Source organism: Variovorax pasteuri (assembly GCF_051216435.1).
Taxonomy (GTDB): Bacteria; Pseudomonadota; Gammaproteobacteria; order Burkholderiales; family Burkholderiaceae_C; genus Variovorax.
On the sequence record NZ_JBPJZS010000002.1, the window covers coordinates 719967 to 735626 of the forward strand.

The 15660-nt window shown below is 67.0% G+C and carries 17 protein-coding genes; 11 read left to right on the top strand and 6 right to left on the bottom strand.

The annotated features are described in order from the left end of the window. Positions 1–67: 67 nt before the first annotated feature. The 4 genes from ACSFBM_RS10480 to ACSFBM_RS10495 all read left to right on the top strand — a co-directional run bounded on the left by ACSFBM_RS10480 (position 68) and on the right by ACSFBM_RS10495 (position 4520). The gene (locus ACSFBM_RS10480) at positions 68–1336 is read left to right on the top strand and encodes an ABC transporter substrate-binding protein (RefSeq protein ID WP_435484273.1); all 1269 of its coding nucleotides are present in this window, start codon (positions 68–70) and stop codon (positions 1334–1336) included. A 115-nt stretch (positions 1337–1451) separates the two neighbouring features. Then, entirely contained in the window at positions 1452–2324 is an 873-nt protein-coding gene (locus ACSFBM_RS10485) for an ABC transporter permease (protein WP_435436586.1), read from the top strand. A 1-nt stretch (position 2325) separates the two neighbouring features. Beyond that, entirely contained in the window at positions 2326–3210 is an 885-nt protein-coding gene (locus ACSFBM_RS10490; protein ID WP_435484274.1) for an ABC transporter permease, read from the top strand. A 41-nt stretch (positions 3211–3251) separates the two neighbouring features. Beyond that, positions 3252–4520: a xanthine dehydrogenase family protein molybdopterin-binding subunit gene (locus ACSFBM_RS10495; protein WP_435484275.1), complete on the top strand. Its 1269-nt coding sequence runs from the start codon at positions 3252–3254 to the stop codon at positions 4518–4520. A gap of 50 nt (positions 4521–4570) precedes the next feature. Here ACSFBM_RS10495 and ACSFBM_RS10500 read toward each other — a convergent pair whose 3' ends face one another. From ACSFBM_RS10500 to ACSFBM_RS10515, 4 genes are read right to left on the bottom strand one after another with little or no spacing between them, the layout of a single operon-like run. Further along, complete coding sequence (locus ACSFBM_RS10500) at positions 4571–5248, bottom strand: aspartate/glutamate racemase family protein (protein WP_435484276.1); 678 nt, start codon at positions 5246–5248, stop codon at positions 4571–4573. A gap of 11 nt (positions 5249–5259) precedes the next feature. Beyond that, positions 5260–6030, bottom strand: a complete 771-nt coding sequence (locus ACSFBM_RS10505) for an amino acid ABC transporter ATP-binding protein (RefSeq protein ID WP_435484277.1) — start codon at positions 6028–6030, stop codon at positions 5260–5262. A 1-nt stretch (position 6031) separates the two neighbouring features. Further along, a complete protein-coding gene (locus ACSFBM_RS10510) occupies positions 6032–6829 on the bottom strand; it encodes an amino acid ABC transporter permease (protein ID WP_435484278.1) in 798 nt (265 codons plus the stop codon). Positions 6830–6839: 10 nt separating this feature from the next. Then, positions 6840–7673, bottom strand: a complete 834-nt coding sequence (locus ACSFBM_RS10515; protein ID WP_435484279.1) for a transporter substrate-binding domain-containing protein — start codon at positions 7671–7673, stop codon at positions 6840–6842. 167 nt (positions 7674–7840) lie between these two features. On the opposite strand from ACSFBM_RS10515, the gene ACSFBM_RS10520 reads away from it, so the two are divergent. From ACSFBM_RS10520 to ACSFBM_RS10545, 6 genes are all read left to right on the top strand, one after another. Further along, on the top strand, positions 7841–8971 hold the full coding sequence (locus tag ACSFBM_RS10520) for a sterol desaturase family protein (protein ID WP_435436584.1): 1131 nt from the start codon (positions 7841–7843) through the stop codon (positions 8969–8971). Further along, positions 8971–9759: a YaeF family permuted papain-like enzyme gene (locus ACSFBM_RS10525; RefSeq protein ID WP_435484280.1), complete on the top strand. Its 789-nt coding sequence runs from the start codon at positions 8971–8973 to the stop codon at positions 9757–9759. The genes ACSFBM_RS10520 and ACSFBM_RS10525 overlap by 1 nt, the downstream gene beginning before the upstream one ends. Beyond that, entirely contained in the window at positions 9756–11000 is a 1245-nt protein-coding gene (locus tag ACSFBM_RS10530; protein ID WP_435484281.1) for a BaiN/RdsA family NAD(P)/FAD-dependent oxidoreductase, read from the top strand. The genes ACSFBM_RS10525 and ACSFBM_RS10530 overlap by 4 nt, the downstream gene beginning before the upstream one ends. A gap of 110 nt (positions 11001–11110) precedes the next feature. After that, complete coding sequence (rpsU, locus tag ACSFBM_RS10535) at positions 11111–11323, top strand: 30S ribosomal protein S21 (RefSeq protein ID WP_007833691.1); 213 nt, start codon at positions 11111–11113, stop codon at positions 11321–11323. A gap of 109 nt (positions 11324–11432) precedes the next feature. Further along, positions 11433–11882, top strand: a complete 450-nt coding sequence (locus ACSFBM_RS10540) for a GatB/YqeY domain-containing protein (protein ID WP_435436581.1) — start codon at positions 11433–11435, stop codon at positions 11880–11882. Then, entirely contained in the window at positions 11882–12361 is a 480-nt protein-coding gene (locus ACSFBM_RS10545) for an NUDIX domain-containing protein (protein ID WP_435484282.1), read from the top strand. Before ACSFBM_RS10540 ends, ACSFBM_RS10545 begins: the two co-directional genes overlap by 1 nt. Before the next feature lie 13 nt (positions 12362–12374). On the opposite strand, the gene ACSFBM_RS10550 is transcribed toward ACSFBM_RS10545, so the two are convergent. Then, on the bottom strand, positions 12375–13130 hold the full coding sequence (locus ACSFBM_RS10550; protein WP_435484283.1) for a sulfite exporter TauE/SafE family protein: 756 nt from the start codon (positions 13128–13130) through the stop codon (positions 12375–12377). Positions 13131–13231: 101 nt separating this feature from the next. Between ACSFBM_RS10550 and ACSFBM_RS10555 the strand changes: the two genes are divergently transcribed. Next, complete coding sequence (locus ACSFBM_RS10555) at positions 13232–14128, top strand: LysR substrate-binding domain-containing protein (protein ID WP_435484284.1); 897 nt, start codon at positions 13232–13234, stop codon at positions 14126–14128. A 33-nt stretch (positions 14129–14161) separates the two neighbouring features. Here the strand turns inward: ACSFBM_RS10555 and pmbA are convergent, their stop codons facing one another. Then, positions 14162–15532: a metalloprotease PmbA gene (gene pmbA, locus ACSFBM_RS10560; protein WP_435484285.1), complete on the bottom strand. Its 1371-nt coding sequence runs from the start codon at positions 15530–15532 to the stop codon at positions 14162–14164. Positions 15533–15660: the final 128 nt, after the last annotated feature.

Consider the following 15660-nt stretch of genomic DNA (forward strand, 5'->3'; position numbering starts at 1 on the left):
GCCGCTGCCCACCCAGCCCCCCTTTTTTCCGCGTCCCTTTCCACTTGTCATTCACGGAGACTCAGCCATGACCGAACCCATCGACTCGTCCGCCGGCGTCAAGCGCCGCACGCTGCTGCAAGGCACCGCCGGCATCCTGGCCACGGGCATCGCGCCCTTCGTGCACGCGCAGGAAAAGATCGTGCTGCGCTACCTGGGCACCGCGGTGAACCAGGACAAGGCCATTGCCGAAAAATTCAAGGCCGACACCGGCATCGAGATCCAGTACGTGGCCATCACCACCGACGAGGTGACCAAGCGCGCCGTGACCGCGCCCAACAGCTTCGACCTGATCGACACCGAGTTCTTCTCGCTCAAGAAAATCGTGCCCACCGGCAACCTGAAGGGCATCGACACCAAGCGCGTGAAGAACGCCGACAAGATCACCTCGCTCTTCACCAAGGGCGAAGTCGCCGGCAAGAAGGTCGGCAGCCAGGGCACGGCGCCGGTCAAGGTGATTTATCTGGAGGGCGAGAAGAGCAAGGTCTTCGCCAAGTCGGTCACCCAGTTCATGTCGCTGATTCCGACCACCTACAACGCCGACACGCTGGGCATTCGCCCCGACCTGATCAAGCGCCCGGTCTCCTCGTGGGCCGAGCTGCTGAACCCCGAGTTCAAGGGCAAGACCGCGATCCTGAACATTCCGTCCATCGGCATCATGGACGCCGCGATGGTGGTGGAGGCCAAGGGCATCCACAAGTACGCCGACAAGGGCAACATGACCAAGGCCGAGATCGACCTGACGATCAAGACCCTGATCGAAGCCAAGAAAGCCGGCCAGTTCCGCGCGCTGTGGAAGGACTTCAACGAATCGGTGAACCTGATGGCCTCGGGCGAGGTCGTGATCCAGTCGATGTGGTCGCCCGCCGTCACGGCCGTGCGCAGCAAGGGCATCGACTGCACGTTCCAGCCGCTCAAGGAAGGCTATCGCGCCTGGGCCTCGGGCTTCGGCCTGCCGGCCACGCTCTCGGGCAAGAAGCTCGACGGTGCCTACGAATTCATCAACTGGTTCCTCGACGGCTGGGCCGGCGCGTACCTCAACCGCCAGGGCTACTACAGCGCCGTGCTCGACACCGCCAAGACCAAGATGGAAGCCTACGAGTGGGCCTACTGGATGGAAGGCAAGCCCGCCGCACAGGACATCAAGAGCCCGCAGGGCGACGTGATCGCCAAGGCCGGTTCGGTGCGCGACGGCGGCAGCTACGAACAGCGCATGGGCGGCATCGCCTGCTGGAACGCGGTCATGGACGAGAACGAGTACATGGTTCGCAAGTGGAACGAGTTCGTCGCCGCGTGAGGAGGCTGGGCCTGTTAGCGAAACGCCGCGGATGCGGCTTTGCCGGGCCGCAGGTGTTGCCCCCGGTAGGGGGTTGGCGTAGCGACACGAAGTGCGCGAAGACTGGGGGCGAGCTTTGACTGTCAAGGCGTGGTGGCAGGCGGCGCCGTTCGCGCTTGTCTTCCTGCTGTTCTTCCTGATTCCGCTGGCGCTGGTCGCGATGGTCAGCCTGTGGAATTTCAACGAATACGAGTTGATTCCGGCGGTCACGCTGCGCAACTACCTGAGCCTGTTCGAAGGCTGCTCGCACCTGACCGACAACGGCGACCTGTGCGTCACGCTCAACACCTACCTGAGCACGTTCAAGTTCTGCGTGCTGGTGTGGGGCATCACGCTGCTGATCGGGTTTTCGGTGGCGTACTTCCTGGCGTTCCATGTGCGCTCGTCGACCATGCAGACGGTGCTGTTCGTGCTGTGCACGGTGCCGTTCTGGACGTCGAACGTGATCCGCATGATCTCGTGGGTGCCGCTGCTGGGCCGCAACGGGCTGGTCAACCAGGCGCTGATGGGCGTGGGCCTCGTCAACCAGCCGGTGGAGTGGCTGCTGTTCTCCGATTTCTCGGTGGTGCTGGCCTTCGTGCACCTGTACACGATGTTCATGATCGTGCCGATCTTCAACAGCATGATGCGCATCGACCGTTCGCTGCTCGAAGCGGCCAGCGACGCGGGTGCGTCGGGCTGGCAGACGCTGTGGAACGTGGTGGTGCCGCTGTCGCGCACCGGCATCCTGATCGGCTCCATCTTCGTCATCACCATCGTCATGGGCGACTTCGTGACCATCGGCGTGATGGGGGGGCAGCAGATCGCCTCCATCGGCAAGATCATCCAGGTGCAGACCTCCTACCTGCAGTTTCCGCTGGCAGCGGCCAACGCGATGATTCTTCTTGCAGTGGTGCTGATGATCATCTGGGGGCTGACCCGGCTGGTCGACATTCGCAAGGAGCTCTAGGGTGAAAATCGGCGAACAACGCAGCCCCGGCTTCTGGCCCCTCGCGACAGTCTTCGCACTCTTCGTGCTGTTTCTCTACGGCCCGATGATCACCATCTTCGTGCTCAGCTTCCAGGGCCCCGAGGGCGGCCTGACGTTCCCGCTGCGGGGCGTGTCGTTGCACTGGTTCTACAAGCTGGCCGAAGGCCTGGGCACCGTCGACATCGGCGCGGCCTTCCGGCGCTCGCTGGCGCTGGGGGCGGTGGTGATGGCCTTCACCGTCGTGCTGTCGGTGCTGGCTGGTCTGGCGTTCCGCAAGAAACTGGCCGGCAGCAACGCCCTCTTCTTCGTGACGGTGGCGAGCCTGATCATGCCGTCGATCATCATTTCTCTGGGCATCGGCCTGCAGTTCCGGCTGCTCGACACCGCCGTGAAGGGCATGCTGACGGCCATGGACGCGACCACGCTGCTCGAAGGCTACGGCACCGCGCTCGGCCTGTTCAGCTCCGCGCTGGGGGCCCACCTGACGTGGACGCTGCCCTTCGGGCTGCTCATCATGTTCGCGGTGTTCAACCGCTTCAACCCGGCCTACGAAGAAGCCGCGCGCGACCTGGGTGCCACGCCGTGGCAAACCTTCCGCTTCGTGGTGCTGCCGCTGATCGGCCCCTCGATCGTGGGCATCGGCATGTTCGGCTTCACCCTGTCGTGGGACGAGATTGCCCGCACCTCGCAGGCCATCGGCGACGTCAACACGCTCCCGCTGGAGCTGCAGGGCCTGACCTCGACCGTGACCACGCCGTCGATCTATGCGCTGGGCACGGTGACCACCGTGGTGTCGCTGCTCGTGATGGCCGTGGCATTGGGCGCCGCCGCGCTGCTGGGCCGGCGCTCCACCCGCAAGCGCTGAGCCACCGAGAGCCTGAGGCCGCAGGTTGCCGGCCGCGGGCGGTGCCCACTGGAGCGCGCCAGAGCCCGGCGCTGCCAGCGCCAAGCAGGGCGCTCGACGTCGAGGTAGCGACCCTCGACATGCTGGCCAACACGTTCATGCGCGCGCCCGGAGAAGCGGTCGGCACCTTCGCGCTGGAGAGTGCCATCGACGAACTGGCCGATGCCATGCAGATGGACCCGATCGAGCTTCGCATCCGCAACGAACCGCAGAAGGATCCGACCACGGGCGCCCCCTTCTCGTCGCGCCACATCGTCGAGGCCTACCGCTCCGGCGCCGAGCGCTTCGGCTGGATCCGTCGAAACGCGACGCCGGGCACACGCCGCGAAGGGGAATGGCTGGTCGGCATGGGTTGCGCGACCGCCACCTATCCTTACTACCGCATGCCGGGCGGCGCGGCGCGCATCACGCTTGCGAAAGACGGCGGGGTGTCGGTCGAGATTGCGGCGCATGAAATGGGCATGGGCACCGCCACCGCGCAAAAGCAGGTCACCGCCGAGCGGCTCGGCCTGACGATGGACCAGGTGAAGTTCTGCCACGGCGATTCGCGCTTTCCCGGGGTCGTGCTTGCAGGGGGGTCTCAGCAGACTGCCTCGATCGGCAGCGCAGTCATGGCGGCGCAGCACGAACTCTTCGCAGCGCTGTTGAAGCTTTGCGACAAGGACTCGCCCTTGCATGGCCTGAAGCCCGACGATGTGGTCGGCCGCGACGGCGGCATCGGCAACGTCGATGATCCCGCTCGTTTCGAAAGCTATGCCGCCATATTGGCGCGCGCCGGGCGCGACGAGCTGGTCGTCGAGGCCAGCGCCCCGCCCCCGCTCGAGACCATGCATTGGTCGATGCACTCGCACGGCGCGATGTTCTGCGAGGTGCGGGTGAACGAGGTGACCGGCGAGACGCGGGTCAGCCGCTTTCTAGGCTCGTTCGACTGCGGACGCATCCTCAACGCCAAGACGGCCGCCAGCCAGTTCCGTGGCGGCATCGTCATGGGACTGGGCCTGGCGTTGATGGAAGAAACGCAATTCGACGAGCGCAACGGCCGCATCATGAATGCCAGCCTTTCCGATTACCACGTGCCGGTGCACATGGACGTGCCCGAGATCGACGTGATGTGGACCGACATACCCGACCCGCACTCGCCCATGGGCGCCCACGGCGTAGGCGAGATCGGCATCACCGGCGTGGGCGCCGCGGTCGCCAATGCTGTTTTCAACGCGTGCGGAAAGCGGGTTCGAACGCTGCCCATCACGTTGGACAAGCTGATGAGCTGATGAACTGACGCAGCGGCGCATCCGTCCAAGGGGGCCAAGGGGCCTGGGGGTCAAGGGCGGGCGACTCTGCCAGCCCACCGGGCCACCAGCAGCGTCTCGATGTCGTGCACACGGCGGCCCGTGGCGCGCACGATGGCGTCGCGGTAAGGCGGCATGTTGGTGCACTCCAGCACGATGTCTTCGACCCCCGGATGAAGCGCCACCAGACGGCGCGCGGCATCGACCACGTCGCGTTCGGCTTGCGCGAGGTCGAGCCGCGTCTCGTTGTTCAGGATGCGCCGATGGAACTCGCAGCCCGGCCGCACGCCTTGCACCGGCGTGTGCCGCGGCACGTCGGCCGCATCGAGGATGGCCCGGCTCATCGACGCCGCGTCGAAGGTCAGGATGCCCGGCCGCGCGAACTCCCGGCATTGCAGCAGGCTCGACGTGACCACAGGTACGTGCACCGCACGGGCCAGCACCTGCTGGTACGCCGCGAGAAAACCGCAGCTGGTCGTGAGCATCGCCGCGCCCTCCCCGGCCAGCCGCAGCGCGCCGTCGACGAAGGGTTGCAGCAGTGAAGGGTCGGCCTCTTTCACGATGCGCTCGGGCGATGCGCCCTCGATCGTGAGCAAGCGCACGGCCATGCCATGCCGCTCGAAAGTCGCCGGGTTGCCCACGTCGCCCGGCGGCCGCGGAAACCGCGTGTCGAGCATCAGCACGCCGAGAAAGGGCGCTGCGTCGCGCACAGCACCCGCCACTATGCCGCCGCGCCCTTGAAGCGGCCCAGAAAAGCCTGCGTGGACGCTTGCCGCGGGTCGTCGATCACCACATGCGCAGGCCCGCTTTCCGCGACCACGCCGTCGCGCATGAAGATGACCTGGTCGGCCACCTCGCGCGCGAAGCCGATCTCGTGCGTCACCAGGATCATGGTCATGCCGTCCTTGGCCAGGCCCTTGATGACGCCGAGCACCTCGCCGACCAGCTCCGGGTCGAGGGCGGACGTCGCCTCGTCGAACAGCATCACGGCGGGCTTCATGGCCAGCGCACGCGCAATGGCCACGCGCTGCTTCTGGCCGCCCGAGAGCTTGTCGGGAAAGTAGTCCGCGCGATCGAGCAGGCCCACCTTGGCGAGCAGCGCGCGCGCCTCGGCCTCGGCCTGCGCCCTGGGCGTCTTCAGCACGGTGACGGGACCTTCCATCACATTGCGCAGCACCGTCATGTGCGGGAAGAGATTGAAATGCTGGAACACCATGCCCGTCGACGCCCGGAAGCGTGCGAGCGCGCGCTCGTTGGGCAGCGTGGTGTGCACCCCGTTGAACTCGATGGTCTGCTCGCCCACCGTGATGCGTCCGCCGTGGGGCACCGACAGCAGGTTGATGCAGCGCAGCAGCGTCGACTTGCCCGAGCCCGAGGGCCCGATGATCGCGACCACCTGGCCGCGCTCGACCTGCAGCGAAATGTCCTTCAGGACGACGTTCTGCCCGAACGCCTTCCTGAGGTTGCTGATCTCGATCAGGGGCTGGGGCATCTCAGACTTCTTCCTTCGGCCCGGCGCCGAATTCCATGCGCTTGGCCCAGATGGTGACGGGCAGCAGCACCGCAAAGTAGGCGACCGCGATGAAGGTGTAGAGCTCCAGCGGGCGGTAGGTTTCGTGCGCGATCACCTGGCCCTGGTAGAGCAGGTCGGGCACGGCCAGCACCGACAGCAGCGAGGTGTTCTTCAGCTGCATGATCGACTGGCTCATGAGTGGCGGCACCATGCGCTTGAACGCCTGCGGCAGCACCACGCGGCGCATGAGCTGCATGCGCGTCATGCCGAGCGCGCGGGCGGCCTCGACCTGGCCGCTGTCGATGGAAATGATGCCGCCGCGCACGATCTCGGAGTAAAAGGCGCCGCCGTACAGCGACAGGCACAGCGTGGCGGCGACCACCGCCGATATCTCCAGCCCGGTGAGCACCGGCAGCGCGTAGTAGAACCACACGAGTTGCACCAGCACCGGCGTGCAGCGGAACACCTCGATGTAGGCGCGGATCGGCGCCGACACCCAGGGGTTGCGCGACAGGCGCCCCAGCCCCGTCGCCAGCCCGACGATGAGCCCGAGCACGATGCACACGACGGTGAAGACCAGCGTGTAGGCCAGACCGATGAGCAACAGCCTGCGGTAGGTCCAGAGCACGCCGAAATCCCAGTCGTAGGCCGTGCCCGACGCGCCGCCGGAGAAATGGCGCACCGCGGCCCAGATGCCGGCCAGCACGCACGCCAGCAGCACGACCGTGCCGAGCCGGGAGCGGCCCCTGGCTTCGCTCGCGGGATCCTGGAGGTCCATGACGCCCCCTTCAGAACTTGATTTCGGGCGGGAAGGCGCTGGCCGGCACGCCCGCGAGCTTTTCCATGTTCTTCAGGATGACGCTGCGGACTTCGCCCTTGGTGCGCTCTTCGGCCAGCCAGGCGTTCACTGCTTTCTGCAGGCCGGGGTCGGTGTCCTTGCGCAGGCCGATGCTCACGGGCGCGGTGTAGACCGGCTGCGGGACGTACATCGTGCCCAGGCCCGGACGCTTGGCCAGCAGCGGCTCGGCCAGCAGGATCACGAGCACCTGGCAGTCGGCGCGGCCGGCCTGCAGCGACATGGTGGCGGCGCCGGAGTTCTCCAGACGGGTGACGTCGGCCTTCGGCAGCACGCGCTGGGCCAGCTGGTCGTGGCTGGAGCCGATGTCCACCACGATCTTGGTGTCGGGCGTGTTCAGCTGCTCCCAGCTCTTTTGCGGCACGCCCTTCTTGCAGACCACCGTGTAGGTGTTCTCGAACAGCGTGTCGGCAAAGTTGACCATGGCGGCGCGCTGCGGCGACGGGGCCAGGCCGAACATGGCGTCGATCTTGTTGGACTGGAGGTCGAGCACCGCATTGCCCCAGGTGGTCTCGACGTATTCGACCTTGGCGCCGAGGCTCTTGGCCAGGCTCTCGCTGAAGTCGGGGCCGAAGCCTTCCCACTTGCCGGTGCCGGGGTCCTTGGCGAAATACGGAATGGCGCCGGCGATGGCGCCAACGCGCAGCACATGCGTGCGCTGAACCCGCGCGAGCGAGCTCTCCTGGGCTTGGGCAAAGGCCGACCCGAGGGTGCAGGCGGCAACGGCAGCCACGAGGGCGCGGATGAAATTTCGTTTGATGATCACGACCACTCCAAGCAATTAGTTTGCCAATATACGAACGTCGACGATTGTGTCCCAAGGCGTCGACGGCGCCCGTCGCGCTGGAGCAGGCCCCAGGGCGCGCCCGGAAAGGGCCCGCGCGACCTAAAATCCGCCGCACAACAAACACAACGCAACCCCGAGGGGGCTCCATGCTCGACATCGACAAACTCAACGATTTCACCCAGAACCACGGCGAACTGCGCCGCGGCCAGGGCTTGGTCACCGGCACCATTGCACTGAGCCTGGCCATCCTGTGCTTCCTTGGCGTGCTGGCCTTCCACTTTCCGCAGTACCTCACCACGCCCGAGCTGCGCAAGAGCTACAACGTCGATGTGATGCGCTACATCTTGCTGGCGGCGCTGGTCGTCTCCGGCGGGCTGTCGCTGGTGAACATCATCTTCAACCGCTCGCGCTGGCTGTCTTCGGCCGCGTTCCTGCTGGTGGCGGCGTCGGCGCTGCTGGGCGGGCACAAGGTGCCGGTGCACGACTTCGCGGACAACACGCCGTACATCGGTCTGGACTGGTTCATTCTCGATCTGCTGGGCTCGTCGCTGATCTTCATCTTCATCGAGAAGCTCTTTGCACTGCGCAAGGACCAGCCCGTGTTCCGCGAGGAGTGGCAAACCGACTTCCACCACTTCGTGGTGAACCACATGATCGTGGGCTTCGTGCTGCTGGCCACCAACCTGATGGTGCACAAGCTCTTCGGCTGGGCCGCCAACGACGGCATTCGCGGCTGGGTGGGCAACCTGCCTTTCTGGGCCGGCATCCTGCTGATCATCCTGGTGGCCGATCTGGTGCAGTACTGGACCCACCGCGCGTACCACGAGGTGCCCGTGCTGTGGCGCCTGCACGCGGTGCACCACAGCGTTAAGAGCATGGACTGGATGGCCGGCTCGCGCCAGCACATCCTGGAGCTGCTGATCACGCGCACGCTGGTGCTGGCGCCCATCTACGTGCTGGGCTTCAGCAAGGAAGTGATCGACGCGTACATCGTGGTGGTCGGCTTCCAGGCGGTGTTCAACCACTGCAACGTGAGCGTGCGGCTGGGCCCGCTGCGCTACCTGATCGTGACGCCCAACTTCCACCACTGGCACCACAGCCAGGACATCGAGGCGCTCGACAAGAACTATGCGGCGCACTACGCCTTCCTCGACTACCTCTTCGGCACGGCCGTGAAGAGCACCAAGCTCTGGCCCGAGAAGTACGGCGTGCTGGGCGACTACGTGCCCAACGGCTTCTTCAAGCAGCTGAAGTTTCCGTTCGTCTGGAAGGGCTGATGCGCGCCGCTCTCAAGACCGCCGCGGTCATTGCCGCGGCGGGCGCCGCCCTGCTGCTCTCGGCCTGCGCCACCCGGCTCGACCTGCCGAGCAAGGACAACGGCCTGCGCCTGCGGGTGCAGAGCTCGGTCATCGCGCCGGGCAACGGCGGCGAGCTCATTGCCGCCGACGTGCTGGAGCCCGGCGACATCCTGCTGACCTCGATCGCCACGGTGAACTCCTTCGGCATCCGCCTGGGCACCTTCTCGCCGGTGAGCCACGCCGTGCTGTATCTCGGCGACGGCCAGATCGCCGAAGCCGTGGGCACCGGCGTGCGTTCGCGGCCGCTGGCCGAGGTGGTCGACGAAGAACAGATGGTGGTGGCGTTTCGCGTACCCGGCGTCGACGAAGCCGGCGCCGCGCGCATGCGTGCCTGGGCGATGTCGAAGGTGGGCGTGCGCTACAACACCGTGGGTGTGCTGCTGAACGCCCCCTTCGTGCTGAACCGCCGCCTGTGTGAGCTGCCGCTGGTGCCGAGCGCAATCAGCAACTACTGCATGAGCGGCATGGCCATGGTGCAACTGGGCGCGAGCCGCAACGACCAGTTCTTCTGCTCGCAGTTCGTGCTCGAAGCCTACAGGCAGGCCGGCCTGCCGATCACCAGCGCCGACCCGCGCTGGGTGAGCCCGGCCGACCTGCTGCACATGCGCGAGGGCGACGTGCCGTCGATTGCCGCCACGCAGCCGCTGCGCTACGTGGGCCACCTGAAATACAACCCGCCGCCGCTGCTGGCGGCCGACGGGCCTTGAGCGCCGCGCCTTCCCCAGCCGCCCGCTTCGACGTCGTTGTGATCGGCGCCGGCGCCGCCGGGCTGTTCTGCGCCGGCGTGGCGGGCCAGCGCGGGCTGAAGGTGCTGGTGGTGGACCACAGCGAGAAGGTGGGCGAGAAGATCCGCATCTCCGGCGGCGGGCGGGCCAACTTCACCAACCGCGACCTCGACGTGCGCGCGCCGCAGCGCCACTTCATCGGCGACAACCCGAATTTCTGCCGCTCGGCGCTGTCGCGCTATGCGCCGGCGCAGTTCATCGAACTGGTGCAAAAGCACGGCATCGCCTTCCACGAGAAGCACAAGGGGCAGCTGTTCTGCGACGGCTCCTCGCAGCAGATCGTCGACATGCTGCTGGCCGAATGCGCGGCGGGCGGGGTCGAGCGCTGGCAGCCGTGCAAGGTCGGGAAGATCACGTTCTCCGCCGCGCACGCTGAGGGAACGGGCCTGGGCAGCTATCAAATCGAGAGCAATCGCGGCGCCATCGAAGCATCGAAGATCGTGGTCGCCACAGGCGGGCTGTCGATTCCGCAGATCGGCGCGAGCGACTTCGGCTACCGCATCGCCGAGCAGTTCGGCCTGCGGCTGGTCACGCCGCGGCCGGCGCTGGTGCCGCTGACCTTCGGCGGCGACGCCTGGGCGCCGTATGCAAAGCTGGCCGGACTGGCGCTGCCGGTGCGCATCGAGACGGGCGCCAAGAAAGAGAAGATGGGTTTCCTCGAAGACCTGCTGTTCACCCACCGCGGCCTGTCGGGTCCGGCGGTGCTGCAGATTTCGAGCTACTGGAAGCCCGGCACCCCGCTGACGCTGGACTTTGCGCCGGGCGTGGACGTGGCCGCATCGCTGGGCGAGGCCAAGCTCCGCTCGAAGAAACGCATTGCCAACGAACTGGCCACGCTGGTGCCCTCCCGGCTGGCGGACGCCTGGGTCGGACAAGACCCTGCCCTGCAGCGCCCCGTCAACGAAGCGGCCGACAAGGCGCTGGCGGCACTGTCGGAGCGCATCGCCCGCTGGCAGATCACGCCCAGCGGCACCGAGGGCTACAAAAAGGCCGAAGTCACGGCCGGCGGGGTCGATACCCGCGATTTGTCGTCCCAGACGATGGAATCGAAGCAACCGGGCCTGTATTTCATCGGCGAAGTAGTGGATGTCACCGGTTGGTTGGGCGGATACAACTTCCAATGGGCCTGGGCGAGCGCCCATGCGTGCGCAACCGCGCTATAATCGCGGGCTAACTTTTGGCCTCCCCTCAACGGCCACAAAATTTTTCAGTTGAGGAACCCCGGCTTTGGGCCTCGATCTCCCCGAGCCAACTTCAGTTCAACGATTCATCAATGACCACCATCCGCGTTAAAGAAAACGAGCCCTTCGACGTCGCACTTCGCCGTTTCAAGCGCACCATCGAAAAGCTCGGCCTGCTGACCGACCTGCGCGCCCGCGAGTTCTACGAAAAGCCGACCGCCGAGCGCAAGCGCAAGAAGGCCGCTGCCGTCAAGCGCCACTACAAGCGCGTGCGCAGCATGCAGCTCCCCAAGAAGCTGTACTAAGCAACGCCCAGGGCAGCTGGCCGCCGACGAAAGTCACCGCCAGCGCCCCGTTGCCCAAGCCGCGCCAGGGAAACCTGCCGCGGCTTTTGTTTTTTCCGAAAGGTTGCGAATGACACTCAAAGAACAGATCACCGAAGACATGAAGACGGCCATGCGCGCCAAGGACGCCGAGCGCCTGGGCACCATCCGCCTGCTGCTGGCCGCCCTGAAGCAGAAGGAAGTCGACGAGCGCGTGGAGCTCGACGACGCCATGGTCGTGGCCATCGTCGACAAGATGGTCAAGCAGCGCAAGGACTCGATCGCCGCCTTCACCACCGGCGGCCGCGCCGACCTGGCAGACAAGGAAGCCTCTGAGATCAAGGTGCTCGAGGTCTACCTGCCCCAGCGCATGAGCGCCGATGAGACGGTGGCCGCGGTGAAGGCCATCGTGGCCGAGCTGGGTGCCAGCGGCCCCGGCGACATGGGCAAGGTGATGGGCGTGGTCAAGACCCGCCTGGCCGGCAAGGCCGACATGGGCCAGGTCAGCGCAGCGGTCAAGGCCGCCTTGTCGGGCGCCTGATGACTGCCGCCAGCCCCACCGCCCCGATCCTCAAGGCCTGCGCCTGCCTGGTCGACGCGCGGGGCCGGCTGCTGGTGTTCCGCCACCCCGAGGACGGCAACATGCAGCTCCCCAAGGGCACCATCGAGCCTGGCGAATCGCCCGAGGTGGCCGTGCGGCGCGAGCTGCTCGAGGAGTCGGGCCTCGACTACGCCGGCCCGCTGCAAGCGCTGGGCACGCTCGAGCGCGAATGCGAGGCCGGCGTCGAGGGCAACACCCACCGCCACCCCCAGCTGTGGCACCTGTTCCTGATGCGCACCGAGGGCCATCTTGCCGACGTGCCCGAAACCTTCGTGCACACGGCCACGGGCAGCCCCGAAGAAGAAGGCCTGGTGTTCACGTTCAGCTGGCTCGAAGCCGGCGACGCCATCGACGACTTCGCCCTGCCCTACCGCCAGACCATCGAGCGCGTGCGCGCGGCCCTGCTGCTCGGCGCGTGAGCAGGCTTCGCCCTCACGCCAGGGCGCGCGCGGCCATGTAAAGCCCCAGCAGCGCCAGCCCGATCAAGAAGCAGCGCCGAAACACGGCCACCGGCAGCCGCTTGCGCAGCCAGGTTCCGAGCACCATGCCGCCGACGGCCGGCACCAGCATCGCGAACGACGCACCGAGCGCCGACATCGGATAGCCGCCGTTCCCCGCCAGCCCGATGGCGAGCACCACCGTCGAGGTGGTGAACGAGATGCCCATCGCCTGGATCAGCGCATCGCGCTCGAAGCCCAGCGCCTGCAGGTAGGGCACCGCCGGCACCGCGAACACCCCGGTCACCGCCGTCACCAGACCCGTGGCCATGCCCACCAGCGGCCCGAGCCAGCGCGCCTGTGCGTCGCTCACGTGGAGCTGGCGCCCGGTCAGGCTCCACCCCGCATAGACGACCAGCGCCACGCCGAGCGCCACCGAAGCCCAGGCCCCCGCCGGCACGCCCAGCCAGAGCGCTCCGCCCAGCGTGCCGATGACGACGCCCACCTGCATGCCACCGATGCGCCGCAGCACCGGCATGAAGGTGGCGCGCGGCCCGGTCTGCCAGATGTTGGTGACCAGCGAAGGCACGATCAGCAGCGCCGCGGCCTGCACCGGCGGCATCCACAGCGCCAGCACCGCCATCGACACCGTGGGCAGACCCAGCCCGATCACGCCCTTGATCACCCCCGCCAGCAGGAACACTGCCGTGGCGGCGGCCCAGAAACTCGTCACGTCGTTCGAATGCGTCATCGCGGCGGAGTCTGCCGGGCAATGGCGTGCCTGGAAATGCGGGGTTCGCAGAGCCGGCCTCAGGCTGCGGCTGAGGCTGCTGGTGCACACTGCGGCGAACCATGCGATTCGACCTCACCGACCTGCGGCTCTTCCTGAACGTCGCCGAAGCCGGCAGCCTCACCGGCGGCGCCGGGCGTTCGCACATGACGCTGGCCTCCGCCAGCCAGCGCGTGCGCGGCATGGAAGACGCGCTGGGCACCCCGCTGCTCACCCGCCACGCGCAAGGCGTGCGCCCCACCGAGGCCGGCCGCACGCTGCTGCACCATGCGCGCGTCGTGCTGCAGCAGATGGAGCGCCTGCGCGGCGAACTCGGCGAGTACGGCCAGGGCCTCAAGGGCCATGTGCGCTTCATGTGCGGCACCTCGGCGCTGACCGAGCACCTGCCCGAGGTGCTCGCGCGCTTCCTGGCGCAGCACCCGCGCGTGTCGATCGACCTCGAGGAACGCCCCAGCCCCGACACCGTCGAGGCCCTGCGCGCGGGGCTGTGCGACATCGGCATCGTCTCGGACGCCATCGACACGCAGGGCCTCGAATGCCATCCGTTCCGGCGCGACGACCTCGTCCTCGTGATGCCGCGCGGTCATGCGCTGGCCGGGCGACGGCGCGTGAAACTGGCCGACGTGGTCGACAGCGAATTCATCGGTCTGCCCGCCGACAGCGCACTGCAGCAGTTGGTCACCACGCATGCGCGCTCCCTGGGGCGGCACCTGTCCTACCGCGTGCGCGTGCGCAACTTCGAGGCGGTGTGCCGCATGGTCGAGCAAGGCATCGGCGTGGGCATCGTGCCGCAAACCGCGGCCGCGCGTTGCGCCCGCACGATGAAGATCGCACGCGCCTCGCTGGCCGACGCCTGGGCGGAGCGCACCTTGCTGGCGTGCGTGCGCACGTCGCAAGAGCTGCCGCTCAATGCGCAGCGCATGCTGCAGCACTTGCTGGGCGCGCCGGAAGCCCCTTAGCGCGAGCCCGGCGACCTCGCCAGATCGGCCGGCTCAGCTGCCGGCGATCTTCATCCGGTTGACCAGGATCGAACCCGTGGTCTTGGCGCCGAAGGTGTAGGCGTCCGCCCCGATGGCTTCGATGCCCATGAGCATGTCCTTCAGGTTGCCGGCGATGGTGATTTCTTCCACCGGGAAGGCGATGCGGCCCTTCTCGACCCAGAAACCGCTCGCGCCGCGCGAGTAGTCGCCGGTCACGTAGTTCACGCCCTGGCCCATCAGCTCGATCACGAACAGGCCGGTGCCCAGCTTGGCAAGCATGGCGTCGAGGTCGTCGCCGTGCTTCGTCAGGCGCGAGCTCAGCGTCAGGTTGTGCGAGCCGCCGGCGTTGCCGGTGGTCTTCATGCCCAGCTTGCGGGCCGAATAGGTCGAGAGAAAGTAGCCTTCGAGGCGGCCTGCATCGACCACCTTGCGCGCCCGGGTGATCACGCCTTCGTCGTCGAAGGGCGAGCTGCCCTTGCCGCGCATCACATGCGGGTCTTCTGCGATGTCGATGTGCTTGGGCAGCACCGGCTTGCCCAGCGAGTCGAGCAGGAAGGTGCTCTTGCGGTACAGCGCCCCGCCGCTCACGGCCTGCACCAGCCCGCCCAGCAGGCCTACGGCCAGCGGCGACTCGAACAGCACCGGGCATTCGGTGGTCTTGATCTTGCGCGACTTCAGGCGGCTGAGCGCCCGCTCGGCGGCGTAGCGGCCCACCGCCTGCGGGCTGGCAAGCTCGTCGGCCGCGCGCATGGAGCTGTACCAGGCGTCGCGCTGCATGCCGTCGCCCTTGCCGGCGATGGGCGCCACCGAAATGGAGTGCCGCGAGCTCGCATAGCCGCCACGAAAGCCGTGCGTGTGGGCGCTGAAGAAATGGCTCTGCTGGGCCGACACACCCGCGCCTTCGCTGTTGGTGATGCGCTTGTCGGTCGACAGCGCCGCTTCTTCGCACTCCAGCGCCAGCTTGGCGGCCTGCTCGCTGGTCACGTCCCAGGGGTGGAACAGGTCGAGCTCGGGGTGTTCCTTGGCGATGTCGGCCTCGTCGGGCAGGCCGCTCACCGGGTCTTCGGCGGTGAACCGGGCAATGTCGTAGGCCGCCTGCACGGTCTGCTGGATGGCGGCTTCGGAGAAGTCGGAGGTGCTGGCGTTGCCGCGTCGGTGACCCACATAGACCGTGACGCCCAGCGACTTGTCGCGGTTGCGCTCGACGTTTTCCAGCTCGCCCTTGCGAACCGACACGCTCAGGCCGCAGCCCTCGGAGGCCTCGGCCCCGGCGTCGGTGGCACCGAGCTTCTTGGCATGCGCCAAGGCTGTGTCGACCAGGTTTTCGAAGAAGGAGCGGCTGTAGGCGAAGCCGGAATCGGCGCGCGAAGATGGTGTCGTCATGTGGTGGCTATGATACTTGCGCCCCCTGTTTCACGTTTACCCCCCAGCTTCCCACTGCCCATTGCACGCATTGCATGCGTTGCATGCGTTGCATGCGTTGCAACGCCGCACGGTGCGGCCCAGAATCC